Genomic DNA, 23,777 nt, shown 5'->3' on the forward strand with positions numbered 1-23,777 from the left:
TGTGTCAGGGAATTCGGCGCTGCTGATCTATCTGAGAGAACAAAAACATCACGTCCCTGACGGCAGCAACGTCAGCCTCCCCACCGTGACCGACAATCGCCTTCCGTACTCGACTCAGGCAGCCGACAACACGCGGGCGCGATCGTTGAAGTCGGCGACGAGCGGATGCGGGCCGAACGACACCATCCGACGCTGGACATCGCGGACCGCTTCGACAGACCGTGAGGACTTCACCTTGCGGGACAGATCCACCGTGCGCACAGCAGCCACGTACGCCGCTTCGAGATCCCTGTTCTGAATATGCGTGACCGCAAGCGCGGCATGGGACAGGGCACCGCGGCGTGCCCGGTTCTGGTTGCGCGCGTAGGCAATCGACCGCCGCGCGTGGGGTTCGGCATCACCCGCGAGCCCGAGATCCCGGAACGAGTTCGCCCACTCGCCACAGATATAAGCAGGGTCGATGAACTGTGCCCATACCGGCTCGGAGCCCCGATCGATCCGATCGAACGAAGCCTCGGCCTGGTTTATCGCGTGGGCTGTGCCCTTCTTGTCCCCCAGCGTCGCCAACGCGCGCGCTTCCAGTGTCCACAGGTCGGCCATGCACGCGGTCGAATGCGCCTTCGCAAGGCCCTGCCTGCCGGCCTGAGCGAGGCGCCGCCCCTCATGGGGGTGCCCCAGCAGTGTCGCCTGATCGGCCATGCCCGCCAGCACATGCGCCCCGAGTGCGGCATCCTTGGATTCCTCGGCCAGCCGCAACGCTTGAATCAGGTACCGCTGCGCCGCTCCGTGTTCGCCGTTGTCGAACGCCATCCACCCCAACAGGTATGTCTGCTCGGCCGCAGCACCCGACAACGCACGCCGGACTTCCTCCGTGTACGTACGCCGCAACAGTGGATAGACGTGCTCGTTCATGTAACCGGCAAGCAGCAGGCGGCCACTACCCCCGCCCTGAAAGATGTCCATCTCTTGAAAATGCGTGAACATGTTCTTGACCGCAGTGACGTCCTCCAGCCGGACACGCCGGCGATCGTCGGGCAGCTGGTCCAGAGTGTTCAACAGCCAGTCCCGGGACGGTCCGATCGCCGCGGCAGCAGCGAACGGCGCACTGATGAGGAACTTCCTACGATCCACGTCGGCTCTCCCGAGGTCTGCTACTGCGTTGACGGGCCTTCGCGACCGACCCAGAAGACAGGGCTAGAAGTAGTCCTTCAGCATTTCGGTGGACCACGGAGCTTGCCGGACCTCTCCCCGTGGACCGAATTCCGCAAACCATGGCTTGATGTCCAGCACGGGCGTTCCATCTACGGCGTCCAGTTCAGCTACGTGCAGGTCCAGGCCGTCGATGCCGAGCAGTCGTGTGCGGGACACACCCAGCCAGTTCAGGCGGCGCATGTTCCTGTGTCCGAAGATGCCGACCTTCGGCCATTCGGAGTTGTCACGGGCACTCCGCGCACCGAAATGCAAGTCTGTTTGGTCGGTCAGATGAAATCGGAACACGATCTCCAGATGGCTGAAAGCGTCCAAGCCCTGTACCGACTCTTCGTTGAACCGGCTGTCGTCGATGCGGATGATTGTCTCTGTACCGCCCCAATGGTCATCTGTGGGCTCACGGCGGCCACCGACTACGTGCGCGATCGGCGATACCTCATACACTTCGTCTGCCATACGATCTGTCTCCTATTTTTGGTTGACGGCCAGATATTCCGCGGCGCGCTGGTCGATCTCACTTATCGGCGCGATGGACTGCCCAAGATAGGGAGCCACGGTCGCCCGGATGTCGCGTGCTACGTTCCGTGTACGTCCCGACTGCACCCCGTCCATCGCGTCCAGCGCGGATGCCCATGTGGCACAAGCCTGTTCGAGTTCGCCACCTCGGGCCTGTACAGTTCCGAGATACCCGAGAGTAACCGCGTGAGTCCGGGTAAATTTCGCCGCCTTGCGCTTGCGGACACTCACGGCGAACTGTTCAGCGGCACCGTCCAGATCGCCCGAATCTCTTAATGCGCAGGCAGTTTCGTGCGCAAGGCTTGCTTCGGAAAAGAAGAAGACCCGAGACGGTTCATGGTCGGAGCCATCGGCGGCCGACAAGTCGCTTTCAGCTTTAAGCAATGCTGTCGCAGCCTCTGCGGACCGGCCGACTGCGCTTAATGCCTTGGCGTGCACAACTTTCAGCAGCGCTCGCTCACGAGGACTTGCAGTTGTGTAGCGACTGCCGCCTACTGATGCTTCCGCGAGCTGTAGGCCTTCCTCGGCATGGCCGAGGTCGATGGCTTGATGCGCCATGGCGCGCAACACATGGCCGGTGAGCGGTTCATCTTCTGCTTCCGTGGAAAGCTTGGTCGATACGGCGAAGTAACGTTGCGCTACCGAGTGCTCGTTATTGTCGAATGCCATCCACCCGGCGAGGTATGCCAGTTCGGACGCGGCCGCGAACATGTCACGCCGCACTCGTTCACTGGCAAAAGACCCTCGCAGGTAGTTGGTCACGTCGTTTATCAAATACTGAACAACAGCGGTACGTCCGTGGCCACCTCCGAGCCGCTGATCTATCTGAGAGAACAAGAGCATCACGTCTCTGACGACAGCAACGTCAGCCTCCCCAACATGACCGACAACAGTCTTCGTACTTGGCTTTGCTGCCGTCGCCTGGTCGAGCCATCCGGGGAGAAGCACGGATGCGGAAAGCGCTGTGGAGTATCCGAGCCGTAGGAAAGAGCGTCGTTCCACATCAGCCTTCCCGAGGTTGAGCAAGGTAGCTACGGGGTCCTGGATGCCACCAAAACGCCGTTCGTACCACGCTATGACATCGAGTGGCGGTGTTCGTTCTCCGGTCTCGTAGTAGCCGAGTGTGGTCTTGCCGTAATGGATCTCGGCAGCGACCGCACCCAGGGACGCTCCGGCTGCCTCCCGGGCTGCCCGGAGCTGCGCACCGACGATCGCGGCGTGGCTGTCCATGACATCGAATCTAACCCGCTGTGGACGCGCTGTGGACGCAATCTCGTAGGTCTCCAGGTGTGTCCGGTGCTTGTCTGAGTTGACGAAGCGCGAGCATCGAACAGGAGAAGCGACCATGAAAAAGAGGGCGCGTGACGGGGTGACTGCGATCCTCCAGGAAGCAGCCCACGGTGATGTCGAAGCTTTTGGAAAACGTTGCGGCAGAGCTGAAAGGACAGGGCATGGATTCCGGTGACCGGCGCGACAAGCCCACCGCGGTCTGTCTCGTACGACCAGACATATCGGGGCTCGAAGCACCACGGCACGCGACACTGGCGCAACGGCACGCCGCACAGCGCGGGTACATCAGCCTGTACACCGTGCGGCCACCAACCGACAGCCCCGACCCGATCGGCTACGCGCTCGGGCTGGCTGCCGGGCTCGCGGTCGACGCGCTGGTCGTCTACGACCTGGCCGCCGTCGACAACCAGCCGTCACGGGTGTGTGAGCTGTTCGACCTGGAAACGGTTTGCCCGCCGATCACTTGGGCGGCAGCACTGCCGAGCACGTCCGACACCGAGCACGCCCATCCTGACCACCGGCTCACCGGTGCCGAGGCCGCGCAAATCCTCCAGCAGCACATCCGTTGCCGCGCACTCGAGTGTCCGTTGAAAGCCAGCGCGTATACCCGCCTCGTCAAGGCCGGGAAGATCGTGCCTCCAACGAAGACTCCGCGGGAACGCGCGGCCGCGCGGGGAATCCCGTTCCCGCCTCAGTCGTCCGATCCGCTGACGCTGCCGTCCGGCCCGGACATGCAAACGCTGCTGGCGGTGCTCGACGGGTTGGCCGATCCAGATGCCGATCACCGGATGCTCGCCGCGCGCCTTTCCTCGGATACCGAGGGATAGGCACCGTGCCCAGCGCAGACAGCGCGACCGAGCACCGAACCGAACTTGACGACGTGGAGGTGGCCTGGCCGACTGGTGGTCCTCGTCCACGCCGGGCACGGCCCCTTCTGCCTGCCGTATTCAGCAGCGCGGAAATCCGGTCCCCCTCGACACCGCCCACGACGTCCGGGGGCGAGTTCCTGCCCACGAAACACGAACTCCTGCTGGCCTTCTCAGGTCACCCAGTCGACGGGCCGTTGCTGGTGCAGGCCCGTTCACTCGCTGAATCGCACCGGCAGCGCCGTGAGAGTCCGCTCCGCGTTTCCGAATGCGATTGCCGCCGCGCAGAACTCGTCGCCGAGATCGACCGGTGGGTGAGCGATCACGCCCCAACACCGCATCATGCCGCTCCCACCCATCTGGAAACAATCGGAGTCCTGCTCGATCGCATGGCGGCGTCGGCGGATCGAGCACTGCTGCTGCTCACGACAGACGGCCCGCGCAGCGAGCGGATGCGCCAGGCGTGGTGGCGCCTGGGCGAGTTGGAACTTCGGTACGCCGATCTTGCCGATGCGGTCGCCGAGCGCCGCCGACGACTTCCCGAACATCCACGTAGCCCACGACGTTTACCACGATCGAAAGGTTCGAGATGACCATATTGTCAACCGATCCACAGTTCCTCTCCGGGGGGTTCGTTGTACTGCAATGAGATTCGGGAGGAAGAATGAAACCGATACGACCGGTTGTGGTCTCCGCTGGAGTTGTCGCCGTAGCCGCAGCCGGCATCGCGGTAGGCGGTGCCGGGACGGCCCAGGCTGCGCAATCCTGCGGGTTCGAATTCATGTGGACACGTCCCAGTGTGCTGCCGCCGCAAGTATTGGCGGTCGGCAATGCTCAGTGCACAGTGCCGCCGGAGGAACACATCGTCATGCTGAAGCTGGAATTCCAGCCCGCCGGTGGCTCGCGGTGGGGGGTGACGTCAGCGACGCAGCCAGACCGCAGGATTCCGAACCACGACGCCCGCTACGAAGTGTCCGCCCCCTGCTACGCCGGGACATGGCGGGCGGGCGTGGAGATCTGGGGCAGTATCAGGGGGAACCCGTTTACGTTCAGCGACAGGTCTGGATCAGTCGACGTTCCGGCAAGCAAATGTGCCCCCAGAGGTTAGGAGACCACCGTGAGTTCCGATATCGCTACATCGCGACAGCTGCGCGACGACCTCCAGGCTCTCACCGAAAGGGCTGCGGCGCTGGTTGGTTCAGACCATCCGGCAGTGGCGAAGCTGATCGAAGCGGCTGACGAGTTGACGAAAGCGGCGCTCGCCGACAAGCCACGCAGCTACGGAGACATACCGGACCAGAACTGATAGTGCTGGTCGAACCCGATCTTCAATTCAACACTCGCAAGCGCCGCGCGGTTAGGTCACCGCAGCGGACCCCGAGCGAGCTCACTATGAAAGTTGAGGTTTCATGAAACTCCTGGTCACCGGCGGGGCGGGTTACGTAGGCGCCGCTGTCTCCCGGCTCCTGCTGGACGCCGGACACGAGGTCGTCGTGGTTGATGACCTGTCCCGCAACGACGACCGTCAGGTCCCGGCCGGCGCCACCTTCTACCGCGTGTGTCTCGACGAAATCGGCGACTTCCTTTCCAGCGGCTCCGGTTTCGACGCCGTACTGCACTTCGCCGGGCTCATCGCCGCAGGGGAGTCCATGCGGCATCCGGACTGGCACTGGTCGAACAACACTGCCGGTTCCTTGGCGCTGCTGGACGCCATGTCCGCCGCCGGTGTCGGACGCCTGGTGTTCTCCTCGTCGGCCGCCGTCTACGGGGAGCCGACGGAGCTGCCACTCACCGAGGACGCGCCCACCGACCCGGTGAACACCTACGGTGACACCAAACTGTCCGTAGACCGCGCTATCGCCTCGTACGCGCGTGCCGGCCGATTCGGTGCGGTCAGTCTGCGGTATTTCAATGTCGCTGGGGCCTACTGTCATTCGGACGGCACGATGATCGGTGAGCGGCACCAGCCGGAGACCCACATCATCCCGCTGGCGCTGGAGGCGGCCGCCACCGGCAGCACGTTCAAGTTGTTCGGTAACGACTATCCGACACCGGACGGCACCTGCGTCCGCGACTACATCCACATCACAGACCTCGCCCGCGCACACCTGCTCGCCCTCGACGCCATCACCCCCCGGCGAGCATCGCGTCTACAACCTCGGCAACGGTATCGGGTTTTCGAATCAGCAAGTGCTGGACGCCGTCCGGGAGGTGACCGGCCTGCCGTTGAACGTCGAGATCGGGCCGCGCCGCGACGGCGACCCGGCCGCCCTGTTCGCCTCGTCCAAGCGTGCCGAGGCCGAACTCGGCTGGGTTCCCGACATTCCAGACATCCGCGGCATCGTCGCGGACGCCTGGGCATTTCATCAGCACAACCGATAACCAGGAGTAGCCAGACATGTCCACGCCGTCACTGTCCAGCGAGTATTCCGACTCGACCGCGCTGGCTACCCGGATCGAGACACACGAGAACTACTCGGAGTACCCCGACAACGTCGTAGCCGCAGTCATCAACGCGCTCGGGCTGGAGGGCAGCGAGGACGTTGCCGACATCGGATGTGGTGACGCTCGCTTCCTCGCCCGTCTCGCATCCACGGGACACGGCGGTCGCCTGGTCGGTGTCGACAACTCCCCGGCGATGGTCGCGGCCGCGAACAGAGTCGGCCGGGTGACGGGCGTTCTCGCTGACGCTGTGCGAACTCCCTTCTCCGACAGCGAATTCGATGCCGTGACGGTGCGGCACATGCTGTATCACCTGGACGACCCGATGGCCGCGCTGGAGGAGTTCCGGCGCATCGCCAAGCCTTGGGGTCAGGTCGTGGTCACGGTCAACCACTCCACCACATGTCGCCGCACTCACGAACTCGTCGCCGAGCACGCCGAACGTCGCGGGATCACCGCTCCCGCCGGCATGATCAACGGTGCCGTCAACTCGGGCACGATCTCCGACATGATGGCCGGCGTGTTCGGCAACGTCCACCTCGACTATCAGGACAACGCCCTGGTATTCCCGGAGCCCGAACCGCTGATCCGGTTCGCGGAGTCGCTGTTCTCGTTCTGCGGCGTGGGCGCCGATCACCCCGAGCGCGGCGCTATCCTCGCCGACCTGACGTCGGATGTCGAGGAATGGTTCGCCACGCACCCTGGTGGTGCATGGCGAGACCCGAAGGGCTACGTCGTGGCCGTGAGCGAGGTGTAGCCAGGTCGGTGACGGTGTAGCAGGTGCCGCAGGCGGTCGATGGTGGTTGTCCTGCACGCAGCCGTACGGGGCGCGTGCAGACACGACAATTTCTGTGATTTCTGATCAGCCGATCAATTACGTCCTGCTTCACTGCTGCTTATGCGATTCAGTCTGGCCGATTGCTGCATTCCGACGAGTACGGCAAAGATTCCAATGAGCATGGCCGACCGGCCCGAACCCATAGCGGCAAGTACGGTCCAGGACACCACGAGCGCTGCCAGCGCCAGCCACATCACGATCTGCCCAGTCCGAACGGCGGAATTACCGGGATAACGCTGGACCAGGACCACCGCAACCAGAACGAACGCGCATGCGAGAAGTAGTTCGGTTACCAGGATACATGCACCGACACTCCAGAGCCTCGGCCAAACCCACTCGGAAGCATCAAAATATAGCACCATAGCCGCCGAAATACCTAATATTAATAATCCGACGACTGTAGAAAATACAGCACTGAATCGCATGGGTCCAATGCCCGCGGGCCTGCGGCACATCTACGCACCTATCAATCGGTCGAATCAGGACGGGCGTCGGAGCTCGCTCGGTTGCGGAGTCGTCGCACCCAGTCCCTCTCTCGGAAAGCAGCCGACAGCTACGAACTACTTGCGGACCGTAACACGCCGAGCCAGGCTCCGGAGTCCGGCGGAACCGCCGGATCGTCGGGCGGCCGGTTCGCATCTTCCCACAGTGGCCCCAGCCGTCGCGTGCGATCCGCACCAGCTCGGCAACGGTATCGGGTTTTCGAATCAGCAAGTGCTGGACGCCATCCGGGAGGTGACCGGCCTGCCGTTGGACATCGAGATTGACATAGACACCACGCACCTTCGGGCCCTCACCACCCAAGCCGCCCGCGCGGGCTACCACCTGATCCGCTGCCCGATTTCCCCTGGTGATTGGAGCCTGCTCGACGCCGAGGACAATCGGCCCATTCTCTCTTCGAAGACGCTCGACCAGATCGAGGAATGGCTACATTCGTAGCGCAACGGATGTCGCCGATGTGTGGCCTGTAGGGCGCACATCGGCGCATCGCCCCACTCAGCTCTCGAACCAACCCCGGCGGTTGCGCTGCTCGTAATAATCGTCGTCATCTTCCTCATATGTGCGCTGCCGCTTGGCCTGTTCGGCCTCGTCACGAACAGCGTTGGCGTCCGCGAAGGTCGAGATCGCCTCGAACCGGGGGTCGGAACGGAGATCCTGAACAGCCTCATCGACCTGCGGCTGCTTATCGGCCAGCGCGGCGTTATACGCGGCTACGATGCTGTCTTCCTCCGGCAAAGTGACCGAGAGCAGCCGGTTCTCGGCGTCGACGACCACCCGGATCCCGTTCACAGTCCCGACGCCACGGACCTGCTCGAGCCGCTGCTGCGCCCGCTGCACCTTTAATCCAAGTTCGTCGAAGTCATTGCGCTGGGGGAACATTGGCGATCCTTCAGGATGGGCGTCTGATCTCGGTTGGTTGCGGTGTGGTCGTGCCTTCGCCCGATTCTGGGAAACACGGAGACCCGGCGCCCATGCTTAGGGAACCATCGCCTTGCCCTGCATCCTGTACGTTCAGCCTGTACTGATCGGGTGTCATCACCGCTGCCCAGCGAGAGTCGGACGCCGGATTGAGCAGGAAACCTCGCTGGGACCAAACGTTGCGAATCAATTCGAAATAGTGGCCGCCCTCGCCCAGCGGTATACCGACAACCCAGTAGCGGATCTGCAACTGCACCGCGCCATCAGTATCGACGTTGCTGTCCTCGCAAGGAACGGTTGTCGCGGCGCCTGCACCGAGAATTCCGAGATTCGGGTTGTCCGGCGTGCGCGACAGACCTACTCCCGGTGGTAGCGCCTGCAACGTCTCCGAGAGGTAGGTGTTGATACGTTCGCGGGCCGTGGCTTCTGTCAGAGATGAGTCCACCTGCACTCCCTTGTCGTTGCTCTCGCCGCCGCACCCGGTCAGCATCGCCATCACGGCGATGAGCAGGACGCCGAACATGGCGCGCGCCGAACCGGCTTTCCGGATTCCGAGGATCACTGGGGATGCACCGCCCTGTCACCGTGACCCGCGATGATGTCACCCATGCCGATGAGCGATTTCGAGCCGTAGTCCCAATATTGACTGTGCGCAGCGCCGCCGTAGCCGTACCAGTCTTCTTCACCCGGGTTCGAAGCGAATCTCTGGGCACCGTAGTCACTGTCCGTGGGATCTCGACCGAAATCGTCCAGGCCGGGGACGTACCGAGCGATCTGGCTCTGGGGATACAGCTCGGGTATGGGGTCGTTTTCGGCCTTGGTAGCGAATACGTGCTTAGTCACCTCGTCCTGAGGCACTCCGGTCAATCTGGCCTCATCCGCACCGTCGAGCGTTGTACCCGGGCTGGCCACGAACGCCACGGCGTCAGCATTCAGACTGCGACCGTGGCCAGCGGCGTCGCCCACGACAGTTGTGCCATAACTATGTCCGATGACGGAGTTGTAGGAGGGTGAGCCGTCGTGCGATGCCCGTAGACCGTCTTGGAACCGGTCCAGAGCAGGTGCGGCGCTGTCCGCATAATGCTGTTGAGTGGCGTCCGTCAAACCCGGAGGAGCGTCGTAGCCGAACCACGCGACCACTGAAGGGTTCTTCGCGCCGCTTGCCTGGGCCTGTGCTTGCATCGCGTCTACCCGTTTCATGTCGTTATCCATCTTCGCAGGTCGTGATCCGGTGCCTGGAACGTACGTGGAGACGTGGGACGCTGTATCGGGGTTGCCGGCGGCTATGGCCGCGTGGGGAATCTTGCCGGACTGGGAATCCAATTGCAGTAGGTACCGATCGGGCTGGTTGACCGATGCCGCGACCGTCTGCAGATCGCCCAGCTTGTCCTTGACAGCCGGATCGCCGGCCTGGGCTCGCGCCAGTTCATCCTGGAGCTTCAGGCGGTTGTAGTGGTCACGATCGACGGCGGGCAGGCCGTCGCGGTTGCCGAGATATTGGTCGTCCTGCCATAGCGCGTCCTTTTCGGATGGTGTCAGCGTCTCCCAGAAATCGTGTAGTTGATTCGGATCGCTCGGCAACTGTGCCCTGCCGTCGATGATGTCCTGGACCGGCGGCCTGACCGGCGCACCATCGGGCGTCTTTTCGTAACCGGCCAGAATCTGGAGGTCGGCCGAAATTGCCTGCGCTGCTTTGACTTCCGCGTCACCGAACTGAACCAGCAGATTCTTGATGCGAGCCTGGAAGGCGTCGGCATTGGCTTGCATGCCTTGCTGGACCAGGATCACCACCACCGGTTTGCCCGTATTGTCGGCGCCGGTCGGCGTCTTCGGCGGAGTGACATTGCCCTCGTCGTCGACGGTCATGCCAGCGAAAGGGAGGTCGATATCGACGATGTTCAGCAGCGACGTCCGATAGCCGTCCAGTTCGGCACCAAAGGTGTTGAGGGTGTCGGCGATCATGACGACGGTTTGACCAATGTGATTGCCCGCCAACTCGTCCGACAACGAGCGCGCGGATGCGGCGGCCGCCGATTGTCCTTGCCAGCCATTCATTGCGGCATCGACATCGCGGTTCATCTGCTCGACCCGGCCGGAGAAGATGTCGTTCTGCTCGACCAGATTGGCGGCGAGCGTGAACATCGACTGCGGGTTGCACCCGCGGACGTGACTGATCGTGGTCATCGCGTCTGCTCACCGTCGGCGTACCGGCGCAGCTGGTTGGCGAATGCTTGGTCGACCTCTTCGTAGCTCTTGGCCGCCAACTGTGTGTTGTCCGCCATCCGACGAATATTTCCCCCGATCAGGTTGTATGCCTCGACCACCGCGTTGCCGACACGGTCGGCCGCCCCTTGGACGGGAGAGCCCGGCATCGTGACCGTCGCTTCGACCTTGATCTGACCGATCGCGTCGGCGTGACCGGCGAGTGTGCCGCCGAGCCTGTGCAACGTGTCCAGGTCGGCCTGCAGCATGTCGCTCATGTAATCCCCCTGAAGCAGCCGACAGCTACGAACTACTTGCGGACCGTAACACGCCGAGCCAGGCTCCGGGGTCCGGCACAACCGCCGGATCGTCGGGCGGCCGATTCGCATCTTCCCACAGTGCCCCGGCCGTCGCGTGCGATCCGCACCAGCTCGGCAACGGTATCGGGTTTCGAATCAGCAAGTGCTGGAAGCTATCCGGGAGGTGACCGGCCTGCCGTTGGACATCGAGATCGGGCCGCGCCGCGACGGCGACCCGGCCGCCCTGTTCGCCTCGTCCAAGCGTGCCGAGGCCGAACAGCACAACCGATAGCCAGGAGCAGCCCGGCAAGGAATTCCATCGACGGCCCAGGAAGGCGCGAATCTATTTTGCCGGCAGGGCGTTGTGGAGGCCGCCTACGTCGGTGATGGTCCAGTTGGTGTTGCGGTCGATGGTTATCGAGTAGGTGACGGTGGTTTGTGCTCCGTCCGGGGTCTGGACGCTGGTGGAGTTGACGGTGAGGTAGGCGTCGACCTTGTAGATGCCGCCGGATTCCGAGGTGACGGTCGCGGACTGCGGTGTTGCCTTGGATGTCCATTGCAGTGGCAGCAGGATCTGTTCCAGTTGGGGGGCGGTAGCGTCGAATTTGGCCGAGAGCTGGGGGCTGGTGCCGGCTTTGAGACGTGTCAGCCAGCCTTTGACGTCGTGGAAATCGATCGTCGAGGCGCCGAGGGCATAGTTCGAGGCGATATTCTCGGCATGCCGGTTGTCGGCGGCGACGGCGTCGCGGTGGTCGAGGGTTGATCGTGCCGACCAGTACAGGCAGCCGAATGTCAGCGTGCCGGCGAGGAGCAGGGCCAGGGCGAGTGCGATCAATACGGTCGATCGCCGAACCGAGACGGTGATCGCCTTCCGCCCCCGATCGTCGGGCGCGGGCCGGTCTGCCGCGTCGGTCGCGGTGGCCTCTTTTCCCGGCGCCGTTGCCTTTTCGTCTGTTGCTGTGGCCATGGTCTCGCACTCCTGGCAGGTCGATATCGGTCGTGATGCGGTGGGCTATTTGGTGGTGATGCGGAAGTGCAGGGTGCCGTCCGGGTCGACTCCGTGCAGGGATTGGTCGATCAGCGCGCTGATGTCGAGCCGAGGTGCCCGTTCCACGGCATCGGCGACGACGGGCTGCAAAACCGGGGCCAATGGCGCGACGCTGGGGCCGATCTCGTTCAGGAAGTCGGTCAGCCTGTCCAGAAACGGTGTGAGTCCGTCACCGGTGAAATAGTCGGATACCGGACGGCTTTCGACGAGCGTGGAGGCTTGTTGGACGACGTCGCTGAGTGACGTGCCGAACTCACCGAATTGCGGCCCACCGGTACTCAGCGCCGGCCCGAGCCAATCGATGTTGCCGCCCAAAGCCTGGATGTCGCCGAACAATTGGCGGATGGCGTCGGTGCGGCTGAGCAAGGTGGCCGCCAGCAGCGTGGTCGACCGCTGCAGGGTTTGCATGGCCGCGTCGGTACCCGACAGCGCCCGGTCGAAGGTGTCGACGAGGTTGGCCATGGTCTGCGGGTGCAGCTGATTCAGCAATTCGACGAATCGCGTCGACAGCGCCGTGATCGTCACGGGCACCTGCACGCGTTGGCTCGGAATGCTCTGGCCGTCAGCGAGATACGGGCCGGCACCGTCGGGCGGGGCGAATTCGATATAGGGCTCGCCGAGTGCCGAGAGTTGCTCGACGCGCACGCTGCTGGACAACGGAATGGGGTAGCGCTTGTCGATACGCAGCCGCACCAGCACACCCTCGGCCTGCTTGCGCACCTGCTGCGTACGGCCGACCTGAATGCCGTCGAGCAGCACGGGCGCGTTCACACCCAGCCCACCGGAGTTGTCCAGGTGCAGGTCGGCGACGAGGTAGCTGCGGCGCGGATCCATATGCAGCACCCCGACCGTCATGTACCCGATACCCAGCACCAGAACCGCGGCGATCGCGGACAGTGACACCGCCGCACGCACATTCATCGCACGGCCCCGATCATCCGCAGGGTGTCGACTATTCGCGCCGTCCGCTCCGGCGGCGGCAGGGCGTCGGCGGCCGGTGGTGAATCGACGGTGATGCCCACGAGATTCACCTTCGGCCCGCGGTCTACGAAGGGAATGACTTTGTTCTGGATGAGGTCGACGAGCTTCCGGAGGTTCGAGGGTGAACCGGTGTCGAGGGGGTGACTGCCGAACAGCATCGGCACGAAAGCGCGCATGGCACGATCGCTGGATTGCAGCGCCGGCCCCAGCCACGTGACGCTCGGTGCGAACGGTCCGAGGGCGGTGAGCACGTAGACGACGCCGATGGTGGTGTTGATCGAGTCTGTGGTGTGCTGCACCGCGCCGGGGGTGAGGAGTTCGTCGAATGCCGCTGCGTTCCCGAGCAATCCGTCGTCGACGGTCGCTTGCAGGCCGCCCACCAGGCTGTGCACCGAGTCGGTGTGGGCGGCCAGATCCGCCAGGTCCGCGCCGAGGGTTCCGGCGATGCGAGCGGTGTCATCCGGGTTGTTCGGCAGGATCGCGTTCATCCGGTGCACGATGTCCTGGAAGTCGGTGACGGCGCCGCTGCCGACGAAGACGGACAACCGGGACAGGATGTCCTCGATCGTCGGCGACTGTGTGGTGTCGGACAGCGGGATCGTCGAATCCGGCGGCAACTGCGCCCTATTCGGCTCGGCGGGTTCGGTCAGTGCGATGTGCACATCACCCAGCGGTGTTTCCTGCCGCAGTTCGGCGGTGGTGCCCACCGGCAGGCGCACCGACCGGCGGATCTCGACTTCGGCGACGACGAAGCCCTGATGCCCCGGCCGGCTCGGAATGTCCGTCTCCGGGGGAACCACTGTGACACGAGTCAAGCGCCCGACGGGCACACCGTCGGCGATGACTTTTGCCCCTTGTGGCAGATTCAGCACATCGGCGAATTGAATCCGCAAGTGGTAGGTCGGTCCGTCGACACCGGTGCCCGGCACGGTGACGTCGGCGGCCTGAAATCCGCATCCCGCGGCTGCCACCGCGATGGTGACCGCACACATCGCGTAGGTCCCGGTGCGGCGCAATACCGCCGAGAGCCGCCTCATTTCGCACTCACCGCCGCGAGAAGCGCCGGCAGGCTCGGTACCGTGACCGAGCCGTTCTCGGCGGTCTGACAGCGCTGCCCCGTGATCGCTTGCACCGAGGCGCAGACCACGTCTGTATTCGGTTGCGGGAGCGCCAGTTTCGGTGGTGCGTAGCCGATGGTCGGACGCCCGGTGGATTCGTCGATGGACTCGGCGAACCCCGCGGCAATCGCGGGGGCCATGCGGAGGACATCCGACAGTGTTCCCACCCCGGCCGAAAGCAGTTGCGGCAGATTCGGAATCGAGTCGATTGCGCGCAGGGCCGGTGATCCGAACATCATCACTACGTCGTTGAGCTGCGGCAGCACATCGACCACGTTCGCGACGACGCGGACGATCTCGGGGAATTCGAGGGTGTTGATGTCGCTGAAAGTCTGGGTCAGGCCGGTCATGGCGGTCTGCACGGTGGGCCAGCCGCTGCGGGCGCGGTGGGTGAGCTCGGTGAGAGCGTCGAGCAGTCCGCCGATGTGGCCGATCGCCGCGTCCGGGGAGGACAGTGCGTTGCCGAGTTGCAGAACCAGAGTGTTGATCTGGTCGCCGGAGCCCGCGGTGGCTCGGTCCAGGGCGTCGAGGCCGGCCCCGACCGCGTCGGCCTGGCCGGGTTGTCCGGAACCGTTGAGCTGCCGGCCGAGTTGGGCGAGGGCGTCGAAGGTCTCGGACATGCTCTTGGGCGTCAGGGTTCTGGTGATGCATCGGTGCGAATCCCAGCCCGGACCTTGGGGTTCGGCGCCGATGAGTGCGAGTTTGCGGTCGGCGATGAGAGTGTCGCTGACGGTGACGGCGCCGACGTCCGGGGGCAGCTTGCGGTCGGCCGGCACGGTGAAACGCACACGCGCCGTGCCTGCGTCGGGCGCGATGTCGGTGACGCGGCCGATCGGAACGCCCATGATGGTGACCGCGCTGCCCTGGTACAGGCCGATCGCATCGGGCATCTGCGCGCAATACGAGCGCATCGCGGGCCCGGATCTGGTGAGCTGCCACGCGATCGCGGCCGACGCCACCACGATGACTACCACGACGGCCGACATGAGACCGCGCGACCCCAAGACTCGTTTCAGCATCAGCATTCGCCTCCCGGTACCGGCACACAGAAACCGGTGGCTCGGATCGTCGCGGCCGACTGGTCGACCCGCACGCCCCCACCCGGCGGCAGGAAGGGCATCAATCGCTGTTCCAAGGTGTGCAGGGAGTCCAGGAGCCCGCCCAGCTTGTCGCCGAGTTGCCGCAAGTGCGGAATCGCGTCGGCGAGCGGTTTCGCCCGCTGTTTCAGCGTCTCGTCCCACACCCGGCCCAGCGGGCCCAGGTCGCCCAATATCGTGGCCAGGTCGTCGAGGGACTGCTGGGCTCGGATCTTGTTGTTCTCGATGAGGTTCTCGAGTCCTTGCAGTGTCGTCACCAGCTGCACGAGCACATCGGAATTGACGTTCAGGGCGGTCAGGTACTCATCGGCCACCGCCAGCGTGTGGGAGATGTCGGCGTTCTGCTTGTTCATGATCTCGACCAGGCTGTCGGCGGCCCGCACCACCGCGCGGACCGAATCCGGGCTCTCGTCGATCGATGCCGCCAGCGCCGCGAGGTCCTGGTGGAACACCGTGCCGTCGATCTGCCGCACCGGGTGCACGGCATCCTGGAATGCCTGAGTCAGGTTGTAGGGCAGTCCGACTCGCTGCTGCGGAATCACCGCGGAACCCAGCGATGTCGTTCCCGCGGGTCGAACCGCCACGTAGTAGCCGCCGACGACGGTCAGCATACGGAGATCGAGGGTGGTCTGGTCGCCCACGAATACCTGGTCCTCGACGGTGAACCTCATCCGGACCCGATCCGGTAGCAGCGTCAGGGATTTCACCTTTCCCACCGGTATCCCGGCGACGCGAACGTCGTCGCCGGGGCGGATGGCACCGGCTTGCGCCAGATCCGCGGAATAGGTTCGCCCGGGTGCGGTTCGGGTGACATAGACCGCGCCGATCGCGACGAGCAGGATCAGAACGCCGCAGATACCGGCTGTGCCCCAGCGTAATTCGACACCGCGTTCGGACTTCGCGGCGAGTGCCGTGCGCAGCGCCGGAAGCCACACTCGCCGGAGACGGACTATCGATGGCATAGTGTGATCCTTTGTCCGGCAATGAGGACCTGCAGCGGCGCCGGCGCCACGGCCGCTCCGTGTGCGCACGTCATCGCCGCGTCGGGCCCGGTCGGTGGCAGGGTCGCCGCGATCGCCTGGATCAGCCCCGGCAGCCGCCCGAATACGGCCGCGGCCTCCTGCGGCGCCGGAAACGCCTGGCGCAGAAGGGCATCCAGATCCTTGTTGCGCTCACCGGTGATTCCCAGCACGGACAGCATGTCCCGCAACGGTTGCAGTACCGGCGGAATCGCGTTCGCGAAATCGACCAGTCCCGGCAGTTTGTCGGTGATCGCGGTGAACAGGTTCGTCAGGTTGCTCAGCAGCTTCATCGAGTTTCCCGACTTGCCGGCCAGATGCGTCGAGGCCTCCGCCAGGTTGGCCACCAGTGTCGACAACACCGCTTGCCGGTCCGAGGCGTAACGGCTCAGCTTCTCGATGGCATCCAGCGCCGGCCCCAAACCCGTTCCGTCACCTTGGATCAGCGCCAGTAGACTGGTCGCGAACCGGTTCAGATCATCCGGCGACAGCTCCGTCAGCACCGGCTGCAATCCTTTGAACAACGTCGTGATGTCGAAGGACGGCACCGTTTCCGACGGCTCGAACACCGCAGCCGGGCCTCGCCGCGCGCCCGGCCGGTCGGGCTGCTGGATCTCCAGATACCGGAACCCGGTCAGATTCTGATACCGGATCGCCGCCTTGCTGTCGACGAACACCGGATGCTCATGGGTCACCGTAAAGCGCACCCGGGCAAGGCTTCCCGCCAACTCGACCGCACCGACCTTGCCGACCTGCACCCCGTACATCCGCACGTCGTCACCCGGGCGCAGGCCGTTGGCATCGGTGAACAACGCCGTGTACGTATCGGTCTCGCCGGCCACCGGCCGTTCGAGGACGCGGAACACCCCGATCAACGCGACGACCATGACCGTCACGACGACCGAAACCCGGAACAACAGCGACCGTGTCGACATCAGCGACCCCCCGGCGCGGGATGCAGCCCGAGTACCGTCGACAGGGGTGCCGCCAGCGCGGGCACCACCTCCAGGTCGACGTCGGCATCGAGCATCGGGCCATTCGGGGTGTCGTGGAACGCCGCGCCGAGGCGATCCAGCAGATCACTCAACTGCTGGGCCGAACGTTGCGGCGTGCCGACCGACGCCGACAGCTGGTCGAGGATCGCGGTCGTCATGGGCATGAATCCGGCGAAATAGTCTCGGCCGGTGCCGGCGGTCCGCGTGGCGGCCGGCAGCAGCCGACTCTGGATTTCGGCGAACATCCGGCTGTATCGAGCCATGTGCTCGGGGGTCGACAGGTACTGGTTCGTATAGGCCGACCGCAGGACCGCCAGTCCCCCGGTCAGCGCCGCCGGCACACCGTCGAGCGTCGAGCCGAATCGGTCGAACAGCAGCGAGGTGGGCAGTTGCTGGGTGTCGGTGAACGATCGCACCGTGGTGCCGATGGCCTGCAACATCGGGCTCAGCGCCCGCACATCGCGGGCCGCCGTCGCCAGCAGCGCAGCGAGTTTCGGCGTCAGTACGTCCGCAGTGAGTCCACCGGTCGATTCCAACAGCGCCGACAGTGTCGCGTCTCGGAGCCGACCGGCATTGCGGCCGGTCAGATCGACGATGGATCCGTCGGTGAGCAGCGCACCGCCACCACCCGAGTGGAGATCGACAGCGCTGATGCCGAACAGGTTCCCCGTCACATAATCGACGCTCAATTCGTCGGTGAGCCCGAACAGCTGAGAACCCTGCAGGCTCACCGTGATTCGCTGCCCCCGGGAGCCGAGACGGTCGATCGACGCCACCGAACCGACGCGCACCCCGTCCAGCCGCACATCCGTCCCCGGCGCCACACCCTCACCGACCTGCGCGGTGATCAACGCGACCCGAATCTGCCCGGCCGGCTCGGAGTTCGGAACCACTCGCCACACCACGACAGCAGCGATCACGAGAACGACGGCGACCACACCGAGAATGCGGGCGCGGCGGGGGCCGACCTCGGTACCGGGCAGAGCATAGGCAGGCACGGCGTCACCCCGTGAAGGTGATCGGAGACTGGAACCCCCACAACACGATCGTCGCGATCATGTCCAAGGCGATGATCGACACCAGGCTCGCCCGCACCGCCCGGCCCGACGCCGTACCCACCCCTTCGGGACCACCTGTGGCGAAATAGCCCTGATAGCAATGGATCAACACCACCGCGATCGCGAACACGACCACCTTGACGGTGGCGGCAACCACGTCCCAGCCCAGCACGAACTGATCGAAATAGTGGTTGTAGGTGCCCGACGGTGTGCCGTGAACGGTTGTCACGATCAGTTGGCAGGAGAAGTAGGCCAAGATCAGCGCCACCACGAAAGCCGGTGCCACCGCGACGATTCCGGCGATGATGCGGGTGGTCACCACGAACGGAACCGATCGGACGGCGAGGGATTCGATCGCGTCGATCTCCTCCGAGATCCGCATCGAGCCGATCTCCGCGGTCATCCGGCACCCGACCTGCGCGGCGAATCCCACCCCCGCCGCGATCGGCGCCAATTCGCGCGTGACACCGAACGCCGAGATCAGACCGCTGAGCTGTCCCAGCGCCAGAAGGTTCAGCGCACTGTAGGCCTCGATGCCGATCGAGGCGCCCATCGCCGCCCCCATCAGCAGCATCAGCGGCACCACCCCGCCGCCGACGATCACCGAGCCACGGCCCCAAGTCATGTCCGTGATCACCATGACCGTCTGCCGCCGATAACGCACCAGCGTGTACGGCACCGCCGAGACCGCCTGCCACGCGAAGCCGAGCACGAACCCGACCGACTCGATCGGCGCCCACGGCCGTACCCGGCGACGCAGCCGACCCGCCCGGCGCAACCCCGGCGGAACATAGGACGAGGCCGTCATCATGCCATCCTCACCGGGAAGAACATGGTCACCACCTGCGTAATCGCGGTATTCGACACGGTGACCACGGCGACCGACATCACCACCGCCGCGTTCACACCGTCGGCCACCCCACGCGGTCCGCCCTTGGCTTCCAGCCCTCGCTGGCACGCGATCACCACGACCAGAAACCCGAACAGAAGCGCCTTGATCAGCGACACCCAGATATCCACCGGAGTGGTGAAGGCACCGAACGACGACCAATAGCTGCCCGGGGTGACGTTCAGCGCGGTGACAGCGACGAAGAAGCCCGATCCGATGCCGACCACCACGATGAGGATGTTGAGCAACGGCGCCACCAGCATCATCGCCACAGCTCGCGGAACGACCAGCCGCTGCACAGGATCCACGCCCATCACCCGCATCGCGTCGACTTCTTCACGCACCGCCCGCGCCCCGAGATCGGCCGCGATCGCCGCAGCGCCCGCGCCGCCGAGCATCAGCGCGCTCGCCATCGGGGCGCCCTGCTTGATCACCCCCAGCCCGCCGGCCGCGCCGATCATCGAATCCGCACCCAATTGCGACACGATATTTCCGACCTGCGCGGACACGATCACCCCGAAGGGAATCGCCATCAACACACTCGGAACGGCGGTCACTGTGATCAAAAACCATGCCTGCACGAGAGTTTCGTGCGTCTGGAACCGCCCTCGCACCACATCGGCGGTGCCGATCCGGATCGCGTGCACACCCATCCGCAGCGCCCGCCCCAGCGTGGCGAGGCTCGATAGCACTGTCTCGGAAAAGTTGCGGCGCAATACATTCCATGCCGCCGACGCCGGCGGACCGAGCGGCTCGGCCACCGCGAACCGGCCTGCCTCCCGGACGGGAGCATTCGGTCGTTGCGGCTCCATCGATCCTCCAGTTGGTTGCCCGAATGCCGCGGACGACGCCGCCCCGAGCTGATCGGATGGGTAACTATTGCTATTACAGTTCGACAGACGATACATCAGCGGGGCCGAGTTGCACAGTGGTTCGATCGCACCGGAATCGCACACCCGGTCCGGCAGCAGAAACATAATCGACTGTGCGCCTGGGTTATTCGTGACACAGGCAGCACCGATCGCCGCACCACCGGTCTCGGGCGATGCCGACCGGCAAGCGTTCGCTCCCGCTCCACGCCGATCGGTGCTACCGTCGGAGGAAGTTCGGATTCTGAAATAATAGCTCGGAAGCGGTTCGGCGACGGAGGTCTTGGATGAAGCGGGCACGGATGGTCAAGGGTTCCGTCGGCCCGGACCCGGCAGACTACGTTGTCGTGGGATCGGGGAGCGCGGGGGCGATCGTTGCGCGGCGCCTGGCCGAGACCGGTGCGTCCGTCACCCTGATCGAGTCGGGTCGACAGCTTCGCGGACCACTCGTCACGATTCCCGGAATGTGCGGAGCGATCCACGCGGTGACCCTGCTGCAACGTCGCGTCACCTGGCCCGCGTACACGATTGCTCAACGTCACATGAACGGCCGCAAGCTCCCCCAGTCCCATGGCCGGGCACTCGGCGGTGGCAGCGTCATCAACGGGATGGCGTTCGTGCGCGGAAACCGGCAGAACTACGACGACTGGGCAGCCGACGGCGCCGGGGGCTGGGGGTTCTCCGACGTCCTCCCGTCTTTCCGACGGCTGGAGAGCTTCGAGGACGGCCCGAGTGACCTGCGCGGCGGGGACGGACCGATCACAGTGGAACGGGCCACGGGTCTGGCTCCCGTCACCGAAAGCTTCATGGCCGCGTTGTCGGCGACCACCGGCGTCGAGCCGAACGACGACTACAACGGGAAACAGCAGACCGGTGTAGCAGCACTGCAGCAGAGCACCGGCGCGGGCCGGCGGATGGGCACCGATCGCGGGTATCTGCGGGGCGCCCCGCCCAATCTCCAGGTGGTGAGCGGTGTGACCGCGACCCGGGTGGTCGTGGAGAACGGCCGCGCCGTCGGAGTGGAGTTGGCGGCGGGGCGGAACCGGCGTCCGATCGAGATCGCTCGGGCCGGCCACGAGGTGGTGGTCAGTGCCGGATCGCTGGGTTCACCGCGGCTGTTGATGCTGTCCGGTATCGGCCACGCGGCGCACCTGCGCGAACACGGGATCCAGGTGATCGCCGACCTGCCGGTGGGCGACAACCTGCACGATCATCTGTTCGTCCCGATATCCTTCCTCGCACCCGGCGGGCGCAGCGCGTCGCCGGTGAATTTTGCCCGGGCGATGGCTCGTGAATGCGCGCGCCCGCGGTCGACGTATCTGTCGCACACGCTGTTCGAGGCCATCGCCTTCGTGGACAGCGGAGTGCAGGACCGCACCGACCTTCCCGACCTGCAGATGTTCATCCTCCCCATGAGTTATCCGGAGAACCAGGACGAGCCGGGACTCCATTTGGCCGCCGACCCGTCACCGTCACTGACGCTCCTGCCCACGATGATCTACCCCGAGAGCCGCGGGACGGTGCGGCTGGCGTCGACCGATCCGTTCACTGCCCCGCTGATCGACCCGAACTACTTGGCCGAACCGCGAGACTTGGCGACACTTGTCGCCGGGATGGAACTGGTCCGGGAGACGGTAGCGCACGGCGCGGTAGCCCGAGAGGTAGGTCGTGAGGTGCTGCCCGGGGTGGGCCGGACCGGTGCGGATCTGGCGGATTTCGCGCGCCGCAACGCCTCTGGCGTATACCACCCGGTCGGAACCTGTCGGATGGGTACCGACGAACGTGCGGTGGTCGACCCCGAACTGCGAGTACATGGCGTGGACGGACTTCGCGTGGCCGACGCCTCGATCATGCCACGCATCGTCGGCGGCAATACGAACGCTGCGGCAATGATGATCGGCGAGCGGGCAGCCGAGCTGATCATCGGCCGCTGATGAAGCATCCCTGCCGTGACCCGAATGGCCTGGACCGGTTCCGGTTGCTCGCCGGCGTCCTCGTCGGCCGGTCGGTCGAGGTGGCGCAGGCACCGGCCGGAACGGCCGCACACACCGACGGCCGAGTCATCTTCGTCAGGGCCGGCCGATCCGACGCCGAACAGCGCAGAGAGCTGCTGGTGCAGGCCGCGCTGCTCGGTGCGGGAAGCCTGGATCCGCGTGTGGTGAAGGCGTTGCGGGGACGTCCGTCGCTTGCGCGCCACTACCTGGCCCTCGAAGGTCGGCGGGTGCTGACCGAACTCGCCGACCGGGTCCCCCTCGCCGCCGAACTGAGCTTCGACACGGGAGTGGATACCGCGACCGCGGACGAATCGCTTGCCATGGCGCGAAGGCGCCGGCCGGTCATCGACCCGCCGGAATGGTTCGGTGTCATCAGACCCTCCCGCCTGCTCGCGCCGGGCGCGCGGCCCACTGACAGGGAATCGCGTCCGGAATTCGATCCGCTCCACGTGTCCGTGGCCGACGACGACGGCGATGCCGAGCAGTCCGGGGAGGGCAAGAGCGCGAAACTGTTCGAGAATCCGCTGTTCCGGTCGCGGACCCTGAGGGACCTCTTCCGCAAGCAGCCCGGCAGCGCGCGGGCGTCCGGGGACGGGCCCATCGGCGCCGAGACGCCGATGCGTGCGGTGCGTCGCGCGCGCAGAGCCGGGAAACAAGTGGGGTCGCTACCCACGCGGATCAGTTTCATCGACGGCGGCAAGCCCGGTGCCGTCGGCGGGGCGGGCGGCACCCTCTACCCGGAATGGGATGTCCACCATGACCGGTACCGTCCCGAATGGTGCCGGGTGATCGACTCGCCGTGCCCGGCCAACGACGACATCACCGACACCGGGGTCCCGCCCGACGACGTGTTGCGCCGACGCTTGGCCCGGGTCGGCTTGGGCCCAAGAGCCCTACGTGGCCGTTCCGCGGGCGACGAGCTCGACCTCGAGGCCCTCATCGACCTGTTCGTCGACCTGCGCTCGGGTTACTCGCCATCCGAAAACGTCTACCGCGAACATCGCAAGGTGGCGCGCGATCTCGGTGTCCTCATCCTGCTGGATGCTTCCGGCTCGGCCACCGACGCCGACCCCGACGGCCGCACCGTCCACGGCCACCAGCGCCGCGCGGCCGCCACACTCGCCGTCACCCTCGAAGAACTCGGTGATCGCGTCGCCGTATACGCCTTCCGGTCGCACGGCCGCCACGCGGTCCATCTCCACGCGATCACAACATTCGGACAACGTTTCAGCGCAGTCGGACGAACGCGGCTCAATCAGCTCCGCCCCTCCGGCTACACGCGTCTCGGCGCCGGCATCCGCGGCGCGGGTGAAATCCTCAAAACCCGTGCAGGAACACAGAACAGGCTGCTACTCCTGCTGTCCGACGGGCTCCCCTACGACAGCGGCTACGAAGGCCACTACGCCGAGGCCGACGCCCGCAAGGCTCTCGAAGAACTCCGCGGAGACGGCGTCGGATGCCTGTGCCTGTCACTCGGCGCCGACACCGACTCCACAGCCCTCAACCGCGTCTTCGGCTCCGCCGGCCACGCCGATGCCACCACTCTCGCCGAGCTGAGCCCGCACATGGATGACCTGTTCCTGTCGTGTCTGCGGGAACTCGGTGCGCCGAAACCGGTGCGCGGATGA

At 65.2% G+C, this 23,777-nt stretch carries 24 protein-coding genes and 1 pseudogene; 9 read left to right on the forward strand and 16 right to left on the reverse strand.

Annotated features, from left to right (window positions below):
- Positions 1-114 precede the first annotated feature (114 nt).
- From D892_RS0104655 to D892_RS44835, 3 genes are all read right to left on the reverse strand, one after another.
- Positions 115-1,131: a hypothetical protein gene (locus D892_RS0104655; protein ID WP_024800123.1), complete on the reverse strand. Its 1,017-nt coding sequence runs from the start codon at positions 1,129-1,131 to the stop codon at positions 115-117.
- A 63-nt stretch (positions 1,132-1,194) separates the two neighbouring features.
- Positions 1,195-1,665, reverse strand: a complete 471-nt coding sequence (locus D892_RS0104660) for an SAM-dependent methyltransferase (protein WP_036566752.1) — start codon at positions 1,663-1,665, stop codon at positions 1,195-1,197.
- Positions 1,666-1,677: 12 nt separating this feature from the next.
- Entirely contained in the window at positions 1,678-2,955 is a 1,278-nt protein-coding gene (locus tag D892_RS44835) for a helix-turn-helix domain-containing protein (protein WP_198036828.1), read from the reverse strand.
- A gap of 170 nt (positions 2,956-3,125) precedes the next feature.
- Here D892_RS44835 and D892_RS47570 point away from each other — a divergent pair, with 170 nt between their 5' ends.
- From D892_RS47570 to D892_RS0104700, 6 genes and pseudogenes are all read left to right on the forward strand, one after another.
- Positions 3,126-3,842 (forward strand): hypothetical protein, encoded by a 717-nt coding sequence (locus tag D892_RS47570; protein ID WP_198036829.1) that lies wholly within the window; start codon positions 3,126-3,128, stop codon positions 3,840-3,842.
- A 353-nt stretch (positions 3,843-4,195) separates the two neighbouring features.
- Positions 4,196-4,474 (forward strand): hypothetical protein, encoded by a 279-nt coding sequence (locus D892_RS49515; protein ID WP_369801810.1) that lies wholly within the window; start codon positions 4,196-4,198, stop codon positions 4,472-4,474.
- A 524-nt stretch (positions 4,475-4,998) separates the two neighbouring features.
- On the forward strand, positions 4,999-5,187 hold the full coding sequence (locus D892_RS46395) for a hypothetical protein (protein ID WP_156959377.1): 189 nt from the start codon (positions 4,999-5,001) through the stop codon (positions 5,185-5,187).
- A gap of 103 nt (positions 5,188-5,290) precedes the next feature.
- Positions 5,291-6,263 (forward strand): annotated as a pseudogene (galE, locus tag D892_RS40395) (UDP-glucose 4-epimerase GalE).
- A gap of 16 nt (positions 6,264-6,279) precedes the next feature.
- Positions 6,280-7,080 (forward strand): class I SAM-dependent methyltransferase, encoded by an 801-nt coding sequence (locus D892_RS0104695; RefSeq protein ID WP_024800129.1) that lies wholly within the window; start codon positions 6,280-6,282, stop codon positions 7,078-7,080.
- A gap of 729 nt (positions 7,081-7,809) precedes the next feature.
- A complete protein-coding gene (locus D892_RS0104700) occupies positions 7,810-8,100 on the forward strand; it encodes a hypothetical protein (RefSeq protein WP_156959378.1) in 291 nt (96 codons plus the stop codon).
- 57 nt (positions 8,101-8,157) lie between these two features.
- Here the strand turns inward: D892_RS0104700 and D892_RS0104705 are convergent, their stop codons facing one another.
- From D892_RS0104705 to D892_RS0104720, 4 genes are read right to left on the reverse strand one after another with little or no spacing between them, the layout of a single operon-like run.
- Positions 8,158-8,541, reverse strand: a complete 384-nt coding sequence (locus D892_RS0104705; protein ID WP_024800131.1) for a YbaB/EbfC family nucleoid-associated protein — start codon at positions 8,539-8,541, stop codon at positions 8,158-8,160.
- A 10-nt stretch (positions 8,542-8,551) separates the two neighbouring features.
- Positions 8,552-9,142, reverse strand: a complete 591-nt coding sequence (locus D892_RS0104710; protein WP_024800132.1) for a hypothetical protein — start codon at positions 9,140-9,142, stop codon at positions 8,552-8,554.
- On the reverse strand, positions 9,139-10,764 hold the full coding sequence (locus D892_RS40400) for an alpha/beta hydrolase (protein ID WP_024800133.1): 1,626 nt from the start codon (positions 10,762-10,764) through the stop codon (positions 9,139-9,141). The genes D892_RS0104710 and D892_RS40400 overlap by 4 nt, the downstream gene beginning before the upstream one ends.
- Positions 10,761-11,060: a hypothetical protein gene (locus D892_RS0104720; RefSeq protein WP_024800134.1), complete on the reverse strand. Its 300-nt coding sequence runs from the start codon at positions 11,058-11,060 to the stop codon at positions 10,761-10,763. The genes D892_RS40400 and D892_RS0104720 overlap by 4 nt, the downstream gene beginning before the upstream one ends.
- Before the next feature lie 184 nt (positions 11,061-11,244).
- Here D892_RS0104720 and D892_RS49120 point away from each other — a divergent pair, with 184 nt between their 5' ends.
- A complete protein-coding gene (locus D892_RS49120) occupies positions 11,245-11,373 on the forward strand; it encodes a hypothetical protein (protein ID WP_255360208.1) in 129 nt (42 codons plus the stop codon).
- Between the two features lie 51 nt (positions 11,374-11,424).
- On the opposite strand, the gene D892_RS0104730 is transcribed toward D892_RS49120, so the two are convergent.
- The 9 genes from D892_RS0104730 to D892_RS0104770 form a co-directional block, all read right to left on the reverse strand.
- Positions 11,425-12,048, reverse strand: coding sequence for a hypothetical protein (locus D892_RS0104730; RefSeq protein ID WP_024800135.1), 624 nt, complete (start codon positions 12,046-12,048; stop codon positions 11,425-11,427).
- 45 nt (positions 12,049-12,093) lie between these two features.
- A complete protein-coding gene (locus D892_RS0104735; RefSeq protein ID WP_232235974.1) occupies positions 12,094-12,963 on the reverse strand; it encodes an MlaD family protein in 870 nt (289 codons plus the stop codon).
- Between the two features lie 83 nt (positions 12,964-13,046).
- Positions 13,047-14,147, reverse strand: coding sequence for an MlaD family protein (locus D892_RS0104740; RefSeq protein WP_024800137.1), 1,101 nt, complete (start codon positions 14,145-14,147; stop codon positions 13,047-13,049).
- A complete protein-coding gene (locus tag D892_RS0104745; protein WP_063630008.1) occupies positions 14,144-15,247 on the reverse strand; it encodes an MlaD family protein in 1,104 nt (367 codons plus the stop codon). Before D892_RS0104745 ends, D892_RS0104740 begins: the two co-directional genes overlap by 4 nt.
- Positions 15,247-16,287: an MlaD family protein gene (locus D892_RS0104750; RefSeq protein ID WP_036566754.1), complete on the reverse strand. Its 1,041-nt coding sequence runs from the start codon at positions 16,285-16,287 to the stop codon at positions 15,247-15,249. The genes D892_RS0104745 and D892_RS0104750 overlap by 1 nt, the downstream gene beginning before the upstream one ends.
- Positions 16,275-17,279, reverse strand: coding sequence for an MlaD family protein (locus tag D892_RS0104755; RefSeq protein WP_024800140.1), 1,005 nt, complete (start codon positions 17,277-17,279; stop codon positions 16,275-16,277). Before D892_RS0104755 ends, D892_RS0104750 begins: the two co-directional genes overlap by 13 nt.
- Positions 17,279-18,337: an MlaD family protein gene (locus tag D892_RS0104760; RefSeq protein ID WP_024800141.1), complete on the reverse strand. Its 1,059-nt coding sequence runs from the start codon at positions 18,335-18,337 to the stop codon at positions 17,279-17,281. Before D892_RS0104760 ends, D892_RS0104755 begins: the two co-directional genes overlap by 1 nt.
- Before the next feature lie 4 nt (positions 18,338-18,341).
- On the reverse strand, positions 18,342-19,205 hold the full coding sequence (locus tag D892_RS0104765; protein ID WP_024800142.1) for an ABC transporter permease: 864 nt from the start codon (positions 19,203-19,205) through the stop codon (positions 18,342-18,344).
- Positions 19,205-20,263: an MlaE family ABC transporter permease gene (locus tag D892_RS0104770; RefSeq protein WP_369801732.1), complete on the reverse strand. Its 1,059-nt coding sequence runs from the start codon at positions 20,261-20,263 to the stop codon at positions 19,205-19,207. Before D892_RS0104770 ends, D892_RS0104765 begins: the two co-directional genes overlap by 1 nt.
- A gap of 179 nt (positions 20,264-20,442) precedes the next feature.
- On the opposite strand from D892_RS0104770, the gene D892_RS0104775 reads away from it, so the two are divergent.
- Both D892_RS0104775 and D892_RS0104780 read left to right on the forward strand, forming a co-directional pair.
- Positions 20,443-22,089: a GMC family oxidoreductase gene (locus tag D892_RS0104775; RefSeq protein WP_232235981.1), complete on the forward strand. Its 1,647-nt coding sequence runs from the start codon at positions 20,443-20,445 to the stop codon at positions 22,087-22,089.
- On the forward strand, positions 22,089-23,777 hold the full coding sequence (locus D892_RS0104780; RefSeq protein ID WP_024800145.1) for a nitric oxide reductase activation protein NorD: 1,689 nt from the start codon (positions 22,089-22,091) through the stop codon (positions 23,775-23,777). Before D892_RS0104775 ends, D892_RS0104780 begins: the two co-directional genes overlap by 1 nt.

The organism is Nocardia sp. BMG51109, assembly GCF_000526215.1.
Lineage (GTDB): Bacteria > Actinomycetota > Actinomycetes > Mycobacteriales > Mycobacteriaceae > Nocardia.

Coding starts and splice junctions, on each gene's coding strand:
- D892_RS0104660 (WP_036566752.1), bottom strand. CDS start 1,665: ATGGCAGACGAAGTGTATGAGGTATCGCCGATCGCGCACGTAGTCGGT.
- D892_RS44835 (WP_198036828.1), bottom strand. CDS start 2,955: ATGGACAGCCACGCCGCGATCGTCGGTGCGCAGCTCCGGGCAGCCCGG.
- D892_RS0104695 (WP_024800129.1), top strand. CDS start 6,280: ATGTCCACGCCGTCACTGTCCAGCGAGTATTCCGACTCGACCGCGCTG.
- D892_RS0104705 (WP_024800131.1), bottom strand. CDS start 8,541: ATGTTCCCCCAGCGCAATGACTTCGACGAACTTGGATTAAAGGTGCAG.
- D892_RS40400 (WP_024800133.1), bottom strand. CDS start 10,764: ATGACCACGATCAGTCACGTCCGCGGGTGCAACCCGCAGTCGATGTTC.
- D892_RS0104720 (WP_024800134.1), bottom strand. CDS start 11,060: ATGAGCGACATGCTGCAGGCCGACCTGGACACGTTGCACAGGCTCGGC.
- D892_RS0104730 (WP_024800135.1), bottom strand. CDS start 12,048: ATGGCCACAGCAACAGACGAAAAGGCAACGGCGCCGGGAAAAGAGGCC.
- D892_RS0104735 (WP_232235974.1), bottom strand. CDS start 12,963: ATGGATCCGCGCCGCAGCTACCTCGTCGCCGACCTGCACCTGGACAAC.
- D892_RS0104740 (WP_024800137.1), bottom strand. CDS start 14,147: ATGAGGCGGCTCTCGGCGGTATTGCGCCGCACCGGGACCTACGCGATG.
- D892_RS0104745 (WP_063630008.1), bottom strand. CDS start 15,247: ATGCTGAAACGAGTCTTGGGGTCGCGCGGTCTCATGTCGGCCGTCGTG.
- D892_RS0104750 (WP_036566754.1), bottom strand. CDS start 16,287: ATGCCATCGATAGTCCGTCTCCGGCGAGTGTGGCTTCCGGCGCTGCGC.
- D892_RS0104755 (WP_024800140.1), bottom strand. CDS start 17,279: ATGTCGACACGGTCGCTGTTGTTCCGGGTTTCGGTCGTCGTGACGGTC.
- D892_RS0104765 (WP_024800142.1), bottom strand. CDS start 19,205: ATGACGGCCTCGTCCTATGTTCCGCCGGGGTTGCGCCGGGCGGGTCGG.
- D892_RS0104770 (WP_369801732.1), bottom strand. CDS start 20,263: ATGTTTCTGCTGCCGGACCGGGTGTGCGATTCCGGTGCGATCGAACCA.
- D892_RS0104775 (WP_232235981.1), top strand. CDS start 20,443: ATGAAGCGGGCACGGATGGTCAAGGGTTCCGTCGGCCCGGACCCGGCA.
- D892_RS0104780 (WP_024800145.1), top strand. CDS start 22,089: ATGAAGCATCCCTGCCGTGACCCGAATGGCCTGGACCGGTTCCGGTTG.